Source organism: Curtobacterium sp. ABR8 (assembly GCF_057812125.1).
This window is the reverse complement of sequence record NZ_CM173818.1, coordinates 1,498,117-1,514,830: the sequence shown is the minus strand read 5'-3', so window position 1 is coordinate 1,514,830 and position 16,714 is coordinate 1,498,117. Positions and strand designations below refer to the sequence as shown.

The following is a 16,714-nucleotide window of genomic DNA, read 5'->3' as shown; positions in this document are numbered from 1 at the left end:
CGAGCCGAAACGGGCGTACCCGGTCGATTGTTTCGACCGGGTACGCCCGATTCCGCATCCCAGCGCGGATTTCATGGGAAAGAACGACGCGTCAGCGGATGATCGAGATGTTGTCCGCCTGCGGGCCCTTCTTGCCGGGGCCCACGTCGTACTGCACGTGGTCGTTCTCCTCGAGCGACCGGTAGCCGGTCGTCGCGATGATGCTGGAGAAGTGGGCGAACAGGTCCTCGGACCCGTCGTCGGGGTGGATGAAGCCGTACCCCTTGGCGTGGTCGAACCACTTCACGGTGCCGGTCGGCATGGTCGACAGCACGGGGTCAGTGAATGCGCAGTTGCGCGACCATGGGGCAGGCGAACGGGTCGCGGGCAGCGAGCCCGACCCGGTTCAGGTACCGGACGACGATGCCGTAGGAGCGCAGCAGCGTGGTCTCGGTGTAGGGCACGTCGAGCGTGTCGCAGTGGTCGCGGACGAGCAGGCGGGCCTGCTTCAGCGCCGGACGCGGCATCGACGGGAACAGGTGGTGCTCGACCTGGTAGTTCAGGCCGCCCATCAGGAACGAAACCCACCAGCCGCCGCGGATGTTGCGCGACGTGCGGACCTGGCGCGAGAAGAAGTCGACCTTGGCGTCGTGCGCGATGGTCGGCATGCCCTTGTGGTTCGGGGCGAACGAGGCGCCCATCATCACGCCGAACACGGCGAGCTGCACACCGAGGAACGCGCAGGCCATGCCGAACGGCAGGAACCAGAACACGACCGTCAGGTAGATGCCGAAGCGGGCGACGAGCAGGGCGGCTTCGAGCCAGCGGTGCTTCACGTCGGCCTTGGTGCCGTTGCCCGTGACGATGCTCTGCACCGCGTACCGGTGCAGGTTGAGGCCCTCGAGCGTCAGCAGCGGGAAGAACAGCCAGCCCTGGAACCGCATGAAGGTGGTCATGAGCGGCCCCTTGACCGCGGCGGCGTCCTCCGGCAGGAACCGGATGCCGTCCGGTGCGATGTCGGGGTCCTTGCCGACGGTGTTCGGGTTGCCGTGGTGTCGGGTGTGCTTGTTCATCCACCACGAGTAGCTGAGGCCGACCAGGAACGTGCCGAGCCAGCGGCCGGCGTGGTCGTTCCACTTCTGCGAGGCGAAGACCTGGCGGTGCGCGGCCTCGTGCGACAGGAACGCGAACTGCGTGAAGATCACGCCGAGCGCGCCGGCGACGATCAGCTGGAACCAGGAGTCGCCCAGGAACGCGAACGCGACCCATGCGAGGGCGAAGGTGACGATGAGTGTGCCGAACAGCGACCAGTAGAACCCGGTGCGGCGGCGGAGGAGTCCGTTCTCCTTCACCTGCGCGAGCAGAGCGGAGTAGGTCGAGGTGCCCTTGGGGCTTCCTGTTCCCGGACGAGTACGTGTGTAGCCCGGAGCGAGCGGAGTGGTGGTCAAGAGGACCGACCTTCCGGTACGGACCGGCCCTTCGGCCGGTTCGAGAGAGTTCACGCGATTGCGCTTGGTGCGACCCTAGGGCCTGAAGGTGCGATTCCACCTGGCAATCCGCCTGCCCCACTACGGTGATCGGATGGGCAAGGTCACGCTGCAGGACGTCGCCGCGCACGCGGGCGTCTCGATGAAGACCGTGTCCAACGTCGTGCGTGGCTACCAGCACGTCAGCCCGCCGATGCGCGACCGGGTGCAGGCCGCGATCGACGAGCTGGGGTACCGCCCGAACGTCTCCGGACGGTCGCTCGCCACCGGCCGGTCGAACATGCTCGCGTTCGCGTTCCCCGACCTCCGGCGGCCGTACTTCGCCGAGCTCGCGCACGTGTTCTCCCGTGTCTGTGCGCAACGCGGCTACCAGCTGCTGCTCGAGGAGACCCTCGGCGAGGCCGACGGCGAGCGCTCCGCCGTGCGTGGTCGCGAGGCCGGGGTGGTCGACGGCGTCGTCATCCACCCCCAGGTCCTGACCCCCGAGGCGATCGACCGGATCCGTGGGGACACCGCCGTGGTGTTCCTCGGCGAGGACGTCCGCCCCCAGCACGCCGACCAGGTGGTCATCGACAACGCGGGCGCGGCGGCGCAGGCGGTCGCGCACCTGGTCGCCCTCGGTCGCCGGCGCATCGGCTTCTTCGGGCACGAGACCGGTCCGGAGTCCCGCACCTCCGGGCTGCGACTCGACGGTTACCGCGCGGGGCTCGCCGCCGCGGGGCTGCCCGTCGACGATGCGCTCCTGGTCCCCCGCGAGGTCGGCGACGCCGCCGGTGCCGAGGCCGCGTTCGGTCGGGCGCTCGACGCCGGGCTGCGGGTCGACGCACTGCTGTGCCGCGACGACCTCGCCGCCCTCGGGGTGCTGCGGGCGATGCGGCTGCGCGGGCTCGACGCGCCGCGGGACATCGCCGTGGTCGGCTGGGACGCGATGGGGCTCGGTTCGAGCCTGGTGCCGAGCCTGACGTCCGTCGCGCCGGACACCGTCGCACTCGCGGACACCGCCCTCGACCTGCTGCTCGAGCGCATCGACGGCTCGGCGGTGCCGGGCCGGCTGGTCACGGTCGGACACCGGCTGCTGGTGGGCGAGAGCGCGCCGTTCGCGGACGGCTCGGTCGACCGCGGGCAGGCGCAGGGCCGAGCCTCGGCCTGAGCGACACTCCTCGTGGCGATCCGCCCGAGAAGTGTCGCCCAGCGCGAGCCTCGGGGCCGCTCAGCGCTCGCCCGGGTGCACGCTCCCCAGGAGCTCGACGACGACGGCACGCAGGCTCTCGGGCAGGTCGACGGTGCCGAACTCGACGATGCGGTCGGCGCGCGGCAGGTCCTTCGACACGATCTCCCACGCGGCGAGCTTCTCGGCGTTGCCGGCCTGTGCGCGCTCGAGGACACGCCGGACGGCCTCGCGCGCATCGACGCCGACCACCGGCGGCCCGGTCAGCGTGACCGCTCCGCCCGTCGCCGCGTCGACCGTCAGGTCGACCGAGAACCGGTCCGCGCCGCGGGCCGACACGACCTGCCCGTCGGCCGGGGCGGCGAGGAACGTGATCCGCCAGTCGCGTCGGGCCGGGACGACGTCGACCGCGCCCGTGGTGGCGTGCACGCGGAACTCGGCGAGCGCCGCGTCCCACGTCAGGCGGGTCGAGGCGGTGCGGTCGGTGTCGCCCTCCTGGTCCTCGACCAGGGTGAACGAGCCGGAGGCACCGGGGGCCACGAGGACCTCGAACGCCGTCGGGTTCGCGGTGGCGTCGGGTTCGTCCTCGGCGGCGAGTGGCAGCACCCCGCCGTCGCGCAGCAGCACGGGCACGGTGTCGAGGGTGCGGTGCAGGTCGACGAACCGGTCGCCGGCGTACACCGTGCCGGTGAAGACGTCGGTCCAGGTCCCCGGCGGCAGCCAGGCCCGTGCGGATCCGTGCAGGGTGACCGGGTCGCGTGGTGCGACGATCGGGGCGACGAGCAGTTCCGACCCGAAGGCGTAGGTGTTCGGTACCCGGTACGCCTCGTCGCGCCGCGGTTCCAGGTGGTACAGCGGACGGACGAGCGCGGTGCCCTCGGCGGTCCGGTGGTTCATGGTGTGCAGGTACGGCACGAGGCGGTGGCGGAAGCGCAGGGCCTCCCCCATCGCGGTGCGTGCCTCGGCCGGGAACACCCACGGTTCCTTGCGGATGAACGGGTTGTTGGCGGAGTGCAGGCGCATGATCGGCGAGAACACCCCGAACTGCACCCAGCGCGTGGCGAGCTCGTCGTCGCGGACACCGCGGGTGTGGCCGCCGATGTCGTGGCTCCACCAGGGGTAGCCGATGTTCGCGGCGGTGGCGGTGAACTCGGGCTGGAACGCCAGCGACGCCCAGGACACGACGGCATCGCCGGAGAACCCGACGGCGTACCGGTGGCTGCCGGGGCCGGCGTAGCGCGAGAAGGTCATGCCCTGGTCTCCGGCCCGCGCGGAGTCGAGCAGGTGGAAGTGGTTGAGCAGCCAGAGCGGGTCGACGCCGGGCAGGCCGCTCTCGCTGCCCTGCTGCCAGTCGATCCACCAGAAGTCGACGCCCTGCGCTTCGAGCGGTCGGTGCAGCTGGTCGAAGTACGCCTGCAGGAACCGCCGGTCGGTGGGGTCGAACGGGATCGGCTGTCCGGTCGCCGGTTCGATCCCCATCGCCTCGGCCACCGCGGCGTAGGCGTCCTCGAACGCACGGACACCGTCGGCGGGGTGGAGGTTGAGCGTGGTGCGCATCCCCCGCCGGTGCAGCTCGGCCAGGAACGCCCCTGGGTCGGGGAACAGCGACGGCTCCCACGAGTAGCCGGTCCAGCCGTCGCCGAACTCCGGCGGCACGGAGTCGACGCGGTGCCAGTCCATGTCGATGACCGCGACCGAGAACGGCAGGCGTTCCTCGGCGAACCGGTCCATGAGCTCCAGGTACGACGTGTCGCTGTACGGGTGGTAGCGGCTCCACCAGTTGCCGAGCGCCCACCGGGGCAGGCGTGTGGGTGCACCGGACACCTGGTGGAAGGCGCGGAGTGCGGCGTCGAAGTCACGGCCGTACGCGAACACCGTGACGTCGCGGCGGCCGGGCACGCGGGTGCCGATCCAGCCGTCGTCCTCGAACAGGAACGACTCGCTGTCGTCGAGCGCGGTGATGCCGTCGCGGGCCAGGACGCCGGGTTCGAGCGGCATCCGGCCGTCGACGTCGTCCAGGGTGCGGCCGGTACCGCCGAGGTCGCGGGGCTCCTGTCCCCAGCGCCAGCGGTTCGCGTCGGGGCCGATGGTCTCGACGACCAGGCCGCTCGGGCTGAACGGACCGCCGTCGTAGCGGAGCCGGGCCCGTTCGGTCGTGATGACGATGCCGCCTGCGCCGCCAGCGCCCCCGGCTGCGGCACCGACGCGCTCCGTCGTGAACGCCGGCACCGGCACCCGTCGTCGGATCGCGAACGTCGAGGCACGGTCCTCGAACCCGCCGTCGTCGCTCCACTCGATGCGGAACGTGCCGGCGTCCAGGACGGTGATCCGCCAGTGCTCGCCGGTGACGACGGCAGCGGGGTCGGCCACCGGGTCGGATCCGGGGAACGGCCGGATCGTCGGCAGTGTGGTCTCGGTCATGGTCACGTCGTACCCCTCAGCTCTTGACCGCGCCCTGTGTCACGCCGCTGATGACCCAGCGCTGCGCGAACAGGTAGACGATGATCGTCGGTGCCATGGCCATCAGGTACGAGGCGAAGGCGACGTTGTAGTTCGTGCCGAACTGGCTCTGGAAGATGTTCTGCACCACGGGCAGTGTCTGCAGGGTCGGGTCGGCGGTGATGAGCGACGGCATCATGAAGTCGTTCCACGACGCCAGGAACGCGAAGATCCCGACGGTGGCGTTCATCGGCCCGAGCAGCGGCAGGATGATCCGCCAGAAGATCTGCCACGTGCTCGCACCGTCGATGCGGGCGCTCTCCTCGAGTTCGACGGGGATCGACCGCAGGTACGCCGAGTACAGCAGCACGCTGAACGACAGTTGGAACATGGCGTGCAGGATGCCGACGCCGATCGGGTTGTCGAGTCCCATCTGGGCGGTCAGCTTGATCTGCGGCAGCGCCACGACGGGGAACGGCAGGAACATCGCCGCCAGCAGGTAGACGAACGACCACCGGAAGAACCGCTTGTGCCAGTTCCGGACGATCGCGTACGAGGCGAACGAGCTGAGCAGCAGGGTCGCGACGACCGTGAGCGCCGCGACGCCGAGCGACACCGAGAACGAGACGGGGAAGCGCGTGAGCTCCCAGGCCGACGCGAACGAGCCGGGGTTGAACGGGAACGGCAGCGACAGGGCGTTGCCGTCGACGGACTGTTCGCTCGTCTTGAACGCCATCGCGACGGTGACGTACAGCGGGATGAGCACCGTCAGCGCGGCGAGTCCGAGCACGACGGTCAGGGTCCAGTTCGTGCCGCCGAGGCGTCGGCGGTGACCGCGGCCCGGTCGTCGGGCGTCGCCGGTGGTCACCGCGCGGGTGTCGGTGGGTGGGCGGGTGTCGATGGCGGTCATGCGAGTCGCAGGTTCCTTCCGCGGGTCGCCGCGAGCTGCAGCACGGAGATGAGGACGGTGATGATGAAGAACACGGTCGCGTTCGCCATCTGGTAGGCGTAGTCGCCGCCGGTGAAGCCGCCGAAGATGGTCATCGCGACGCTGCTCGTCGCGCTGCCCGGCCCGCCGTTCGTCAGACCGACGATGACGTCGTAGGCGCCGAGGTAGCCCTTCACGCCGAGCACGGTGTTGATGACGATGAAGCCGCCCAGCAGCGGGAGTGTGATCGCCCGCAGCTGCTTCCAGCCGGTCGCGCCGTCGAGCGAGCTCGCTTCGTACAGCTCCTCCGGGATCGAGGTGAGCCCGGCGGTGTAGATGAGGAGGGCTCCCGGCACGGTCTGCCAGGCGGAGACGATCACGATCGCGACCCAGGCCAGGTTCGGGTCGCCGAGGATGCTCTGCTCCAGCGGTCCGAACCCGACGCTCGTGGCCAGTGCCGGCACGGTGTTCGAGAACAGGAAGTTGAACACGTAGGCGACGATGATCCCGGAGATCACCATCGGGATCACGAAGATCGACCGGAGTCCGGCGGCGAACCGGATCTTCTTCGCCAGCGCGATCGCCAGTGCCAGCGCGATGACCTGCGTGACGATCACGGTGACGACGGCGAACCCGAGGGTGAAGCCGTACGAGGCGAGGATCGCCGGGTCGGACACGAGCGCCCGGTAGTTCTCGAGCCCGAGGAAGTCCCACTGCCCGAAGCCGAGGTAGTCGGTGAAGCTGTAGAAGATGCCGACGCACGCGGGTGCGACGACGAAGGCCGTGAACGCGATGAGGGCGGGCACGAGGAACAGGTAGTACATGCCCTCGGTCCGACGGAGGGAACCGACGCGGCGGTGCGTGCGGGCGGCCGCGGTGGCCGGCCCGGACGTCGCCGGGTCGGTGTCGCGGGAGAGCGGGGTCTGCATGGTCATGGTGGCTCCTGGAGTCCTGGTCCGGCTCAGACCGTCGCCGAACGGCCGGCGAGACGCCGCCAGTCCGAGTCGAGCCGCTGCAGCATCGAGGTGAAGTCCCCGCTCCGGATCGCCGACTGCAGGTAGTTGCCGAGCGGGATCGAGGTGGGGATGAAGGTGCCTGCGCCCTGGTAGAACGCGGCGTCGTCGACGTACTGCTGCAGGCCGGCGAGTCGCTCGTCCTGCTGCGGCGGCGCATCCTTGGTCGGCGAGTACGCCAGGTTGTCGCGGTTGTACGCGTCGATGACCTCGGGCTGCATGAGGAACTCGACGAGCTCCTTCGCCTCGTCCGGGTGCTGTGACGCGGTCGGGATCCACAGGCCGAGGTCGATGTTCACGCGAGCCTGCCGATCGGCCGGGTCGTTCGACACCGGCAGCGCGAACGTCCCGACCTCGAGCTCCTCGTCCACGAGCGCGATCTGTCCGAGCGCCCACGGCCCCTGCAGGTACATCGCGGCCTCGCCCTTGCCGAACGCCAGGTTGCCGTCCGCGTAGGCACGGGTGGCGTGGTCGGGGTTGAAGAACGTCGAGATGGTCTTCGCACGCTCCATCGGCACCGCGAAGTCCTTCTCGAACGACACCGCGGAGTCCGGCCCGACGTCGGTGCCGAGCGCCTTCATCTTCGTGAAGAACGACCCGGTGTCCACCAGGCTGCCCACGGAGTAGTCGAACAGGCCCTGCCACAGCGTCCACGTGTCGCGGTCCGTCGCGTAGATCGGTGTGACGTCGGCCTTCTGGAGCGTCCGGCACACCTCGACGAACTCGTCCCACGTCGTCGGCACGGGCAGGTCGTGGTCGGCGAAGATGCGCTTGTTGTAGATGACCCCGGCGGCGGCGAGCGAGTACGGCAGGACGCTCGTGCGGTCCTCGAACTTCGCGTACTGGTTCGTCAGGGTGTCGATGTCCGGCCGGACGCGCGCCGCCGACGGCAGGTCGCCGAGGTCGCTCAGCACGCCGCGCGAGATGTACCGCGCGAGTTCCAGGTTGTCGTTGAAGCAGCCGACGTCGGCCGGTTCACCGCGGACGAACTGCGGGGCGATGGCCGCGGTGCTGTCGTGCACGACCGACAAGCCGGTGTGCTCCCCCTCGTACTTCCGCAGCAGCTTGTCGAAGTACGCGATGACCTCTTGCTTCTGCTCGTAGAAGCGCAGCGTCGTCGCACCCCCGGCCGCTGCGCGCGGTGCCGCGCACCCCGCGAGCGCCATCGTGCCGAGCGCGATCCCGCCGGCTGCTCCGGCGAGGAACCCCCGCCGGCTCACGGCCGCGCTGATCGTTCCGGTCCTGCTTCCCACCATCGGGCAACTCCCTCGTGCGCGTCGTCGCGCACGTCTTGTTTACAGCGCTGTAAAACGGAAGTCAACGTTGTAATCGCACCCGACGGGGTGCGGGCGACGAGCAGGCGGACGGGAGGCGCGGGTCGACCCCGCCCCGTGCCTCCCGTCCGGCAGTCGTCAGCGCGACCGCCGCGCGCACCGTGCGCACGCCGCCATCCGGTGCGATACGCCTGAGCGAACGCACAGAGCCGCCGCCAGGCACCATGGAACGCATGCCAAGCACCACCTCTGCTCCTCCGTCCGGCCCAGGAACGACGACCTCGGAGGTCCGGCGGTGGGTGTTCTGGCCTGCCGCCGTCCTCGTGCTCGGGTTCGTGGCGTTCACGCTGGTCTCGCCGTCGAGTGCCGAGGCGATGTTCGTCGGCCTGCAGGACGGCATCGTCCGGAACTTCAGCTGGTACTACGTCCTCATCGCGGCCTTCTTCGTCGGCTTCTCGGTGTTCGTCGGCTTCAGCAGGTTCGGCGACATCAAGCTCGGCAAGGACCGGGACGAGCCCGAGTTCTCGACGGGCTCGTGGTTCTCGCTGCTCTTCGCGGCGGGCATGGGCATCGGCCTCGTGTTCTACGGCGTCTCGGAACCCCTCAGCCACTTCGCCTCGCCGCGTCCCGGCGTGACCGGTTCGGAGAGCGAGCTCGCGCAGCAGGCCCTCACCCAGACGTTCCTGCACTGGGGACTCCACGCCTGGGCCATCTACGTGGTGCTCGGCCTCGCACTCGCGTACGCCATCCACCGCCGCGGCCGTCCGGTCTCGATCCGCTGGGCCCTCGAACCACTGCTCGGCAACCGCGTGCGCGGCGGCTGGGGCAACCTCATCGACGTGCTCGCCCTGGTCGGCACCGTCTTCGGCGTCGCGACGTCGCTCGGCCTCGGCGTGATCCAGATCGGCGCCGGGCTCGAGAACGCGGGGATCGCCGACAGCGGCATCGTCAGCCAGATCGTCATCATCGCCGCGATCACCGCCGTCACCATCGTCTCGCTCGTGACCGGGGTGGCGAAGGGCATGAAGATCCTGTCGAACTTCAACCTGCTGCTCGCCGCAGCGCTGCTGCTGTTCGTGCTCATCGTCGGCCCGACCCAGTTCCTGCTCCGCGACTTCGTGCAGTCGATCGGTTCGTACCTGCAGAACGTCGTCGGTCTGTCGTTCAACGTCACCGCGCAGCAGGGCGCCGAGGGCGAGGCCTGGCAGGGCGCGTGGACCACGTTCTACTGGGGCTGGTGGATGTCGTGGGCGCCGTTCGTCGGCGTCTTCATCGCGCGCATCTCGAAGGGCCGCACCGTCCGCCAGTTCGTCTTCGGCGTCCTGCTCGTGCCGACCGTGCTCACGTTCCTGTGGTTCGCCGTCCTCGGTGGCGCCGCGATCCACCGCGAGACCGACGGCGGCGGCGGGCTCGTCGGCGCGGACGGTTCGGTCGACGTCGAGGGCTCCCTCTTCACCCTGCTCGGCGATCTGCCCGCCGGCACCGTCCTGGTGTTCGGCGCGATCCTGCTCATCGGCGTGTTCTTCGTAACCTCGTCGGACTCCGGCGCCCTGGTCATGGCGATGATCGCGTCCGGCGGCGACATCGAGCCGAAGAACTGGCTGCGGGTGTTCTTCGCGTTCGTCTCGGCCCTGCTCGCGGTCGCCCTGCTGCTGAGCGGTGGCCTCGATGCCCTGAAGACCGCGGCGATCACCACGGCACTGCCCTTCAGCGTCGTGCTGCTGCTCACCTGCTGGTCGACGATCATCGCCTTCACCCGGGAGCGGCGGGCGTACGACAAGGCCGAACGCGAGGTCCTGCTCGAACACGTCGGCGCGTACTACGGGCTCGAGGTCGACGGGCCGTCGGAGCGCACGCCACGATCCGCGTTCGGTCGGCCGTGGGCCGCCGTCAAGAAGCGGGTGCGCGGCGGGTCGGGACCCTCTGGTGCCGCCGTCCTGGACGACGTCCCGGTCCGACCCCAGTCGGTCTCACCCGACCCGGCGGTCGACGCGAGTCTCGACGACGAGCCGGCTGCGGAGAGCGCACGGCGCCCCACGGAGGGATGACGGACGGAGCCTCAGAGGCGCTTCTCCATGCAGTAGCTCGTCGGGTCGTCGGTGTACGGCGCGAACCGCGGGACCTGGCGGTACCCGAGCTTCTCGTACAGGGCGATCGCCGCGACCTGCGGCAGGCCGGTCTCCAGTTGCAGCGTCGAGATGCCCACGTCACGTGCACGGGCTTCGAGCGCCTGGAGCAGGGCTCGGCCGACCCCGAGTCCTCGGGCGTCGTCGGTGACGAACATCCGCTTGACCTCGCCGGATCCGTCGCGCCGATCGACGATCGCCGCCGTGCCGACGGCCACGTCGTGCTCGCGGGCGACGAACAGCGAGACCCCGTCGGCTTCCAGGGCGTCGACGTTGAGGCCGTGGTAGTTCTCGGCCGGGTACAACGCCAGGGCGAAGGCATCCCCCTGGCGGAGCAGGCTGCGGACGTCGTCGCTCCGGGGGCTCTCGATCTGGATGGAAGGCACAGCCGATCCTACGAGTTCAGTCGGCCGCTGGGCGCCGTCCCGCCGAGGACTGGAACCGCACCAGGTACCCGTCCGGGTCCTGCACGAGGAACTGGTCGACGCCCGCCTGCTCGCTCCCGACGTCGTACCACTTCGTCTCGGGCTGCATGAAGAGCTCCGTGCCGGCACGGAGCAGGGAAGCGCTCCTCGGGCCGGGCGTAGCGGATCTCGAAGCCGCACAGGCCGCACCAGAACGCGAGGCTCCGGTCCAGGTCGGCGACGAGGAGCTCGGGGACGAGTGCGGGCTCGGGGGTCGTGGTCACCGGAACAGGTCGAGGTGCGGCGTCGCGCCGGGATCGGCCATCTGCGCTTCGGTCTCGCGCACCAGCTCGTCGACACGAGCTCCCCACCTGCGCATGAACACGACGCGGACGATGCCGATCACGGCCCACAGGACGGCCACCACCCCACGCCCGATGGACGCCGGGTCCCCCTGGACGACATCCGGCACGGCGAGCGCGGCCCACAGGACGGCCAAGCTGATCCAGATCCACCCGGTGACCGCGCCCTGGTCGGACTGCCGTCGCAGGAAACGCCTCCGGATCACGACCGGGACACCCGTCGGGTCAGGCCCGCCGCGCACCCATCGGTTCATCGCCCGGTACGAGTCGTAGCCGCCGAAGCGCGACCAGCTGCTCAGGATGAGCGCGAACCCGGCTGCGGCGAGGATGGCCACGACGACGAGGACGACCGTCTGGGACATCTCCGGGAAGTGGAGGCCGACCAGCATGAGCCACAGCCCCACGAAGAGGGCGGGGACGCCGAGGAGCTGTGCCCAGCCGATGGCGTCGAGTCGTCTGATGCTCACCACTGCACCCTACGCACGCCCACTGCCGCCATCGGATGCCGGGGCAGGAATACGTCGATACGGGGTCGTGCGAGGATTCGTCGACCACATCGACGAAGGGCTCGATCATGACCACCGCGCGCACGTTCCACCTGATCAGCACGATCGGTCTGGCCATCGGGTTCCTCGGCGTCGGTGCCGTGATGTTCGACGCGAACTACGGGCCGGAGGGTGGCGGCGCCAACATCGGCTTCGGGCTGCTGATGCTCCTGTGCCTCGGCTCCGGCGTCATCGGTATCGCGATGGGGGTCGCGGCCCTCGTGATGACGTGGTCGGCCGACCGCGCCACACGCTCGCGCCAGCCACGCCCGGGGCACCTCCCCGAGGTTCCATGACCTGCCGCGTGCATGTCGCCGAGGTTCCACGGGCAGGCTCCGCGGCGCGTGAGATGCCGAGATTCTGGAACCTCGGGCGCGGTCACCAACCCGGCACGGCCACCCGCACCGCGCTGATCCGACCAGCGCGCGTCTGCGCCGTCACGGCCGGGTCGTAGCTGTCGGCGGTCGCCAGGTAGAGGGTGCGGCCGTCCTCGCCACCGAGCGCACAGTCGATCGCGCACTCGCCTGGTGCATCGATGCGGTCGGTCACCTCGCCGCCCTCGAGGACCCGCAGGAACTCCCCCGTGTCGACCGAGCAGACCCAGATCGCGCCGTCACGGTCGACGGTGCTGCCGTCCGGGGTCACGCCGCCGGGCAGGGCTGCCCACTCGCGCCGCCCGGTCAGCGAACCGTCGTCCTCGATGTCGAACGCGGTGAGCCGGCCGCCCCACGTCTCGCTGACCACCAGGGTGCGGGTGCCGGGCAGGATGTTGGCGCTGTTCGGGAACACCAGGCCCTCCGCGGCGAGCCGGACGGAGCCGTCAGGGTCGATCACGTAGAGCGGGCCGGGGCGCAGTTCCTCGCCCGCGTACAGGTCGTACCCGAAGGCACCGATGTAGGTCCGGCCGGTGTGGGCGTCGACGACCAGGTCGTTCACGAGCGACGACTCGATGGTGGACAGGTCGGCGAACACCGACGTGCTGCCGTCCGGCTCGACGGCGACGACCGTGCGGGACTCCATCGAGCTGATGACCAGCCGTCCGTCGGCGAGCCACCCGAGTCCCGACGACTGCCCGTCGACGGTGGCTTCGAGCCGGGGACCGTCGGTCGAGGCGGGATCGACCGAGAACACCTGGCCGGTGTGCATGTCCGAGTACCAGAGCCGCCCGTCGTGCCAGCGGTTGCCCTCCGGGAACCGGATGCCGGAGATGACGATGTCGGTCGCGGAGTCGAGGGTGATGTGCACGGATCCAGCCTGCCAGCGCACCTGGAGAGCCGCCCGGACGGATTCGGAGACGTCGGCCTAGGGTCGTCCCATGCCGGGTCAGCGACTCATCCACCACCTGGGCGTCTTCGCCAGCGACTTCGCCGCGAGCGACGCGTTCTACACCGCCGCCCTCGCGCCGCTCGGCATCGGAGCGGGCTACCGCACGGACTCCGTCGCCGAGTTCTGGCAGCACGGGGACGACACCCCGAGCGTCTCGCTCGAGACCGCCCGGGCCCCCGAGGCGGTGACACGCGGGCTCCACCTGGCGTTCGAGGCCGGGTCACGGAGCGAGGTCGACGCGTTCCACCGCGAGGCCGTCGCCGCCGGCGGGGTGTCACGACACGAGCCGCGGTACTGGGCCGAGTACCGCGCGTACACGGCCTTCGTTTCCGACCCGGACGGCAACAACGTCGAGGCGCTGATCAAGGAGCCACGGCCCTGACCAACAAGACCGGAGTCTGAGCGATGCACCGGGCACGACGCATCTGGCACGATCGACCCATGCCCCTCGACGGAACTCCCCTGCACCGGCTCGGCTTCCTGACGATCGGGTCGTTCGACCCCGCCCGACCGTCCGAGGGCCACGAGGACACGCTCCGCGTCATCGAGCGTGCGGAAGCGCTCGGCTTCGACAGCGCGTGGCTGCGCCACCGGCACCTGCAGCACGGCATCTCCTCCCCCGTCGCGGTGATGGCCGCGGCGTCGCAGCGGACCTCGCGGATCGACCTCGGCACCGCCGTCACGCCGATCGGGGCGGAGAACCCGTTCCGCCTGGCGGAGGACCTCGGCACCGTCGACGTGCTCCTCGGCGGCCGACTGAACCCCGGCTTCTCGGTCGGCACCCCGATGAACTTCGACCTGTACCGCGACGCGATCTACCCCGACACCCTCGAGCACGAGGACCTCGGCAACGACCGGCTCCTGCGCTTCCGCGACCTGGTCCGCGGCGACCACGTGACCGGAACCGACACCGTCGAACGTCGGGGCATCGAGGAGTTCGCGAGCACCGTCCAGCCGCACAGCGCCGGCCTGGCCGACCGCATCTGGTACGGCACCGGCAGCACGAAGTCGGCGGTCTGGGCGGGCGAGAACGGCTTCCACCTGCTGACGTCGAGCGTCACCCGCAGCGAGAACGGCACGGACTTCGCCACCAACCAGCGGGCCCAGATCGACGCCTACCTCGACGTCCACCGCGACCCCGACTCCGCCCGTGTCTCGCAGGGTCTGGTCGTCATCCCGACGGACACCGCGACCCGCGAGCAGGAAGCCCGCTACCGCGCCTACGTCGAGAGCCGCTCGGGGCGTGTGGGTGTGCCGATGGGCCCCGCGGGGATGCTCTTCGCCGCCGACCTGGTGGGGACCTCTGCCCAGATCGCGGATCGGTTGCGCGCCGACGCCGGCTACCAGGCGGTCACCGAGGTCGCCTTCGCACTGCCGTTCTCCTTCGAGCCGGACGACTACGCGCAGATCATCACCGACATCGCCGAGCACCTGGGTCCGCAACTCGGCTGGGCGCCGGGACCGGCGGCCTGAGAACGGCGCCAGACCGCCGGACGGGAGGCACGGGGCGAGCTTTCGCCGTGCCTCCCGTCCGCTCTGTGGTCGCGCCCAGGGCGCGTGGTCAGTCCTGCTGGTCGGCCTCCACCGCATCCCGCAACCGGTCGAGCACGTCCGGCACCGCCGAGCGCACCCGGCTCCAGCTCGGGATGAACGGCTTGTCGTTCGGGCGCGCGGTGAACGCGCCACCGGCGTCGAGGATCGCCTTCGTGAAGAGCTCGACGGCGGCTTCTTCCGCGTGCTGGTCGAACCCGAGCCCGCTCATCTCGGCCTCGTGCCGGTAGACCTCGACGATGTCGAGCGCGTTCCGGTAGTACGTCGCCTTGAGCACCCGGAACGAGTCCGAGGTGAGCGGCACGCCCATTGTCGCGAGCTTCCGCAGCAGCGACTGCACGATGTCGTTCCCCATGCGGGCGAGTCCGCCGGTGCCGTCGGCCTCGGCGAGGGGCTGGTGCTTGTGGTCGTAGGCGTCGGCGATCTCCACCTGGCACACCTGGCGCGTCGCGTAGTCGCGGTACACCTCGGACAGCATGCCGATCTCGAGGCCCCAGTCCCCGGGGATCTTCAACCCGTTCAGCACGTGCGCGCGCATCGCGAACTCGCCCGACAGCGGGTACCGGAAGCTGCTGAGGTACTCCAGGTACTCGGACTCGCCGTAGACCTGGCGGAGCGACCGGAGCAGCGGGCCGACGAGCAGGCGTCCGACGCGCCCGTTGATCCGGCCGTCGGCGACGCGGGCGTAGAAGCCCTTCGAGAACTCGTAGTCGAACGCGGGGTTCGCCACCGGGTAGAACAGCCGCGCGAGCATGCCCCGCTCGTACGTGGTGATGTCGCAGTCGTGCAGCGCGATGCACTCGGCGCGCTCCGACGCCAACGCGTAGCCCGTGCAGTACCAGACGTTCCGGCCCTTGCCCGGCTCGCCGGGAGCGAGCCCCTCGCGCTCCAGCTCGGCGTCGAGCTCCCGCAGGCGCGGCCCGTCGTTCCACAGGATGCGGTGCCGCTGTGGCAGCCGCGCGAAGAACTCCCGCGCGTGCTCGAACTGCGCGCGGTCGGCGCGGTCCAGCCCGATCACGATCTCGCTGAGCCAGTCGGCCTCGGCCAGCTCGTCGACGATCCGTGCGAGCGCGGGACGTTCGAGCTCCGAGTACAGCGCCGGCAGGATCAGGCTCATCGGGCGCTTCTCGGCGAACCCGCGCAGGTCGTCCTCGATGCTCGCGGTGCTGCGGCGGCCGAGGTCGTGGAACGTCGTGATGACGCCGTTCTGGTGGAAGTCGCTCATCGGTGGCTCCTGACGGACGGGGTGGTGAACCGGGTGAGGCCCTCGGTCCAGCCCTGCGGGCCGGGGGCGGTCGTGCGGTGGACGCGCTCGGGGCGGTCGTCGGCGAGGGGTCCGGGTGCCGGGCCGTGGCCGCGCACGACGACTGCCAGGTCGACGGCGTCGAGCAGCGCGGTGTCGTTCGGGCCGTCGCCGAGCCCGATGGTGCGCGGGACGGTGCCGGTGCGGCGTGTGTGGTCGGCGACGAGTAGGCGGACCGCGGTGCCCTTGTCACGTCCGGCCGGCAGGACGTGCCAGAAGCGGCCCCCGCGCACGAGGTCGAGGCCGACCGCGGCGAGCGCCGTGCGGAACGCGTCCGCCCGGTCGTTGTCCTCGGCGTGCCAGAGCAGGACCTCGGAGGCTTCGCGCCGCCGGGCATCACCGGCTGCATCGAGGTCGAGGCCGGTCCACGCGGCGACGACCGCGTCGGTCTCGCCGCCGAACGTCGCGAAGTGCAGGTCCAGGTCCGCTCGGATGCGGTCGAGGTCTGCGCGGAGCCGCGCGACTTCGCCGTCTGGCGGTCCCGCGAGCACGTTGCCGTCTCGTCCCACGACGATCGCGCCGTTCTCCGCGACGAACGCCTGCCCCTCCAGACCGGTCCGTCGCTGCAGGGCGGTGATCTCGGCCAGGGTCTTGCTGCTGCAGAAGACCACCGGCACGCCGTCCGCGCGCAGGCGCTCGAGCATCGGCAGGGCGGCGTCGAACGAGTAGTCGTGGTGATCGAGGAACGTCCCGTCGAGGTCCGTGACGACCATCAGGTCGGGTGGTGGCATCGTGCTCCGCTCGCGGCTGGCTGGGCTGCGGGCGACGATGCCCCGGACCACCCTGCCATGCGCGGGCGTCCGGTTGGT

General features: G+C 70.4%; 17 protein-coding genes. 5 read left to right on the top strand and 12 right to left on the bottom strand.

All coding sequences use genetic code 11. The features are described from left to right. Positions 1 to 91 precede the first annotated feature (91 nt). Both ACXKZB_RS07355 and ACXKZB_RS07350 read right to left on the bottom strand, forming a co-directional pair. Positions 92 to 301: a cold-shock protein gene (locus tag ACXKZB_RS07355; protein WP_111086735.1), complete on the bottom strand. Its 210-nt coding sequence runs from the start codon at positions 299 to 301 to the stop codon at positions 92 to 94. Positions 302 to 317: 16 nt separating this feature from the next. Then, a complete protein-coding gene (locus ACXKZB_RS07350; protein ID WP_123313590.1) occupies positions 318 to 1,427 on the bottom strand; it encodes a fatty acid desaturase family protein in 1,110 nt (369 codons plus the stop codon). Positions 1,428 to 1,560: 133 nt separating this feature from the next. Here ACXKZB_RS07350 and ACXKZB_RS07345 point away from each other — a divergent pair, with 133 nt between their 5' ends. Then, positions 1,561 to 2,616 carry a LacI family DNA-binding transcriptional regulator gene (locus ACXKZB_RS07345; RefSeq protein WP_488825427.1) on the top strand — a complete coding sequence of 352 codons (1,056 nt, stop codon included), beginning with the start codon at positions 1,561 to 1,563 and terminating at the stop codon, positions 2,614 to 2,616. 60 nt (positions 2,617 to 2,676) lie between these two features. Here ACXKZB_RS07345 and ACXKZB_RS07340 read toward each other — a convergent pair whose 3' ends face one another. The 4 genes from ACXKZB_RS07340 to ACXKZB_RS07325 are packed head-to-tail and all read right to left on the bottom strand — an operon-like array spanning position 2,677 to position 8,234. Next, the gene (locus ACXKZB_RS07340) at positions 2,677 to 5,055 is read right to left on the bottom strand and encodes a glycoside hydrolase family 31 protein (protein ID WP_488825426.1); all 2,379 of its coding nucleotides are present in this window, start codon (positions 5,053 to 5,055) and stop codon (positions 2,677 to 2,679) included. 16 nt (positions 5,056 to 5,071) lie between these two features. Continuing rightward, positions 5,072 to 5,983: a carbohydrate ABC transporter permease gene (locus tag ACXKZB_RS07335; RefSeq protein WP_111086707.1), complete on the bottom strand. Its 912-nt coding sequence runs from the start codon at positions 5,981 to 5,983 to the stop codon at positions 5,072 to 5,074. Then, entirely contained in the window at positions 5,980 to 6,936 is a 957-nt protein-coding gene (locus ACXKZB_RS07330) for a carbohydrate ABC transporter permease (RefSeq protein WP_488825425.1), read from the bottom strand. The genes ACXKZB_RS07335 and ACXKZB_RS07330 overlap by 4 nt, the downstream gene beginning before the upstream one ends. A 26-nt stretch (positions 6,937 to 6,962) precedes the next feature. Continuing rightward, the gene (locus tag ACXKZB_RS07325) at positions 6,963 to 8,234 is read right to left on the bottom strand and encodes an ABC transporter substrate-binding protein (protein WP_488825424.1); all 1,272 of its coding nucleotides are present in this window, start codon (positions 8,232 to 8,234) and stop codon (positions 6,963 to 6,965) included. 287 nt (positions 8,235 to 8,521) lie between these two features. On the opposite strand from ACXKZB_RS07325, the gene ACXKZB_RS07320 reads away from it, so the two are divergent. Continuing rightward, complete coding sequence (locus ACXKZB_RS07320; RefSeq protein WP_488825423.1) at positions 8,522 to 10,336, top strand: BCCT family transporter; 1,815 nt, start codon at positions 8,522 to 8,524, stop codon at positions 10,334 to 10,336. 11 nt (positions 10,337 to 10,347) lie between these two features. On the opposite strand, the gene ACXKZB_RS07315 is transcribed toward ACXKZB_RS07320, so the two are convergent. The 3 genes from ACXKZB_RS07315 to ACXKZB_RS07305 form a co-directional block, all read right to left on the bottom strand. Next, entirely contained in the window at positions 10,348 to 10,800 is a 453-nt protein-coding gene (locus tag ACXKZB_RS07315; RefSeq protein WP_488825421.1) for a GNAT family N-acetyltransferase, read from the bottom strand. A gap of 16 nt (positions 10,801 to 10,816) precedes the next feature. Further along, complete coding sequence (locus ACXKZB_RS07310; RefSeq protein WP_488825420.1) at positions 10,817 to 10,948, bottom strand: hypothetical protein; 132 nt, start codon at positions 10,946 to 10,948, stop codon at positions 10,817 to 10,819. 150 nt (positions 10,949 to 11,098) lie between these two features. Next, entirely contained in the window at positions 11,099 to 11,647 is a 549-nt protein-coding gene (locus tag ACXKZB_RS07305; protein WP_488825418.1) for a hypothetical protein, read from the bottom strand. Positions 11,648 to 11,754: 107 nt separating this feature from the next. On the opposite strand from ACXKZB_RS07305, the gene ACXKZB_RS07300 reads away from it, so the two are divergent. Then, on the top strand, positions 11,755 to 12,021 hold the full coding sequence (locus ACXKZB_RS07300; protein WP_488825416.1) for a hypothetical protein: 267 nt from the start codon (positions 11,755 to 11,757) through the stop codon (positions 12,019 to 12,021). Between the two features lie 82 nt (positions 12,022 to 12,103). Here ACXKZB_RS07300 and ACXKZB_RS07295 read toward each other — a convergent pair whose 3' ends face one another. Continuing rightward, positions 12,104 to 12,970 (bottom strand): SMP-30/gluconolactonase/LRE family protein, encoded by an 867-nt coding sequence (locus ACXKZB_RS07295; RefSeq protein ID WP_488825414.1) that lies wholly within the window; start codon positions 12,968 to 12,970, stop codon positions 12,104 to 12,106. Positions 12,971 to 13,040: 70 nt separating this feature from the next. Between ACXKZB_RS07295 and ACXKZB_RS07290 the strand changes: the two genes are divergently transcribed. Both ACXKZB_RS07290 and ACXKZB_RS07285 read left to right on the top strand, forming a co-directional pair. Then, positions 13,041 to 13,433, top strand: coding sequence for a VOC family protein (locus tag ACXKZB_RS07290; protein WP_222660449.1), 393 nt, complete (start codon positions 13,041 to 13,043; stop codon positions 13,431 to 13,433). 59 nt (positions 13,434 to 13,492) lie between these two features. Then, a complete protein-coding gene (locus ACXKZB_RS07285; RefSeq protein WP_488825413.1) occupies positions 13,493 to 14,524 on the top strand; it encodes an LLM class flavin-dependent oxidoreductase in 1,032 nt (343 codons plus the stop codon). 88 nt (positions 14,525 to 14,612) lie between these two features. Here the strand turns inward: ACXKZB_RS07285 and ACXKZB_RS07280 are convergent, their stop codons facing one another. Together ACXKZB_RS07280 and ACXKZB_RS07275 are read right to left on the bottom strand one after the other, a co-directional pair. Then, entirely contained in the window at positions 14,613 to 15,827 is a 1,215-nt protein-coding gene (locus tag ACXKZB_RS07280; protein ID WP_123313578.1) for a glycosyltransferase family protein, read from the bottom strand. Then, positions 15,824 to 16,636, bottom strand: a complete 813-nt coding sequence (locus tag ACXKZB_RS07275) for an HAD-IIB family hydrolase (RefSeq protein WP_488825411.1) — start codon at positions 16,634 to 16,636, stop codon at positions 15,824 to 15,826. Before ACXKZB_RS07275 ends, ACXKZB_RS07280 begins: the two co-directional genes overlap by 4 nt. Positions 16,637 to 16,714: the final 78 nt, after the last annotated feature.

Coding starts and splice junctions, on each gene's coding strand:
- ACXKZB_RS07355 (WP_111086735.1), bottom strand. CDS start 301: ATGCCGACCGGCACCGTGAAGTGGTTCGACCACGCCAAGGGGTACGGC.
- ACXKZB_RS07330 (WP_488825425.1), bottom strand. CDS start 6,936: ATGACCATGCAGACCCCGCTCTCCCGCGACACCGACCCGGCGACGTCC.
- ACXKZB_RS07335 (WP_111086707.1), bottom strand. CDS start 5,983: ATGACCGCCATCGACACCCGCCCACCCACCGACACCCGCGCGGTGACC.
- ACXKZB_RS07290 (WP_222660449.1), top strand. CDS start 13,041: ATGCCGGGTCAGCGACTCATCCACCACCTGGGCGTCTTCGCCAGCGAC.
- ACXKZB_RS07280 (WP_123313578.1), bottom strand. CDS start 15,827: ATGAGCGACTTCCACCAGAACGGCGTCATCACGACGTTCCACGACCTC.
- ACXKZB_RS07340 (WP_488825426.1), bottom strand. CDS start 5,055: ATGACCGAGACCACACTGCCGACGATCCGGCCGTTCCCCGGATCCGAC.
- ACXKZB_RS07345 (WP_488825427.1), top strand. CDS start 1,561: ATGGGCAAGGTCACGCTGCAGGACGTCGCCGCGCACGCGGGCGTCTCG.
- ACXKZB_RS07310 (WP_488825420.1), bottom strand. CDS start 10,948: ATGCAGCCCGAGACGAAGTGGTACGACGTCGGGAGCGAGCAGGCGGGC.
- ACXKZB_RS07275 (WP_488825411.1), bottom strand. CDS start 16,636: ATGCCACCACCCGACCTGATGGTCGTCACGGACCTCGACGGGACGTTC.
- ACXKZB_RS07320 (WP_488825423.1), top strand. CDS start 8,522: ATGCCAAGCACCACCTCTGCTCCTCCGTCCGGCCCAGGAACGACGACC.
- ACXKZB_RS07285 (WP_488825413.1), top strand. CDS start 13,493: ATGCCCCTCGACGGAACTCCCCTGCACCGGCTCGGCTTCCTGACGATC.
- ACXKZB_RS07300 (WP_488825416.1), top strand. CDS start 11,755: ATGACCACCGCGCGCACGTTCCACCTGATCAGCACGATCGGTCTGGCC.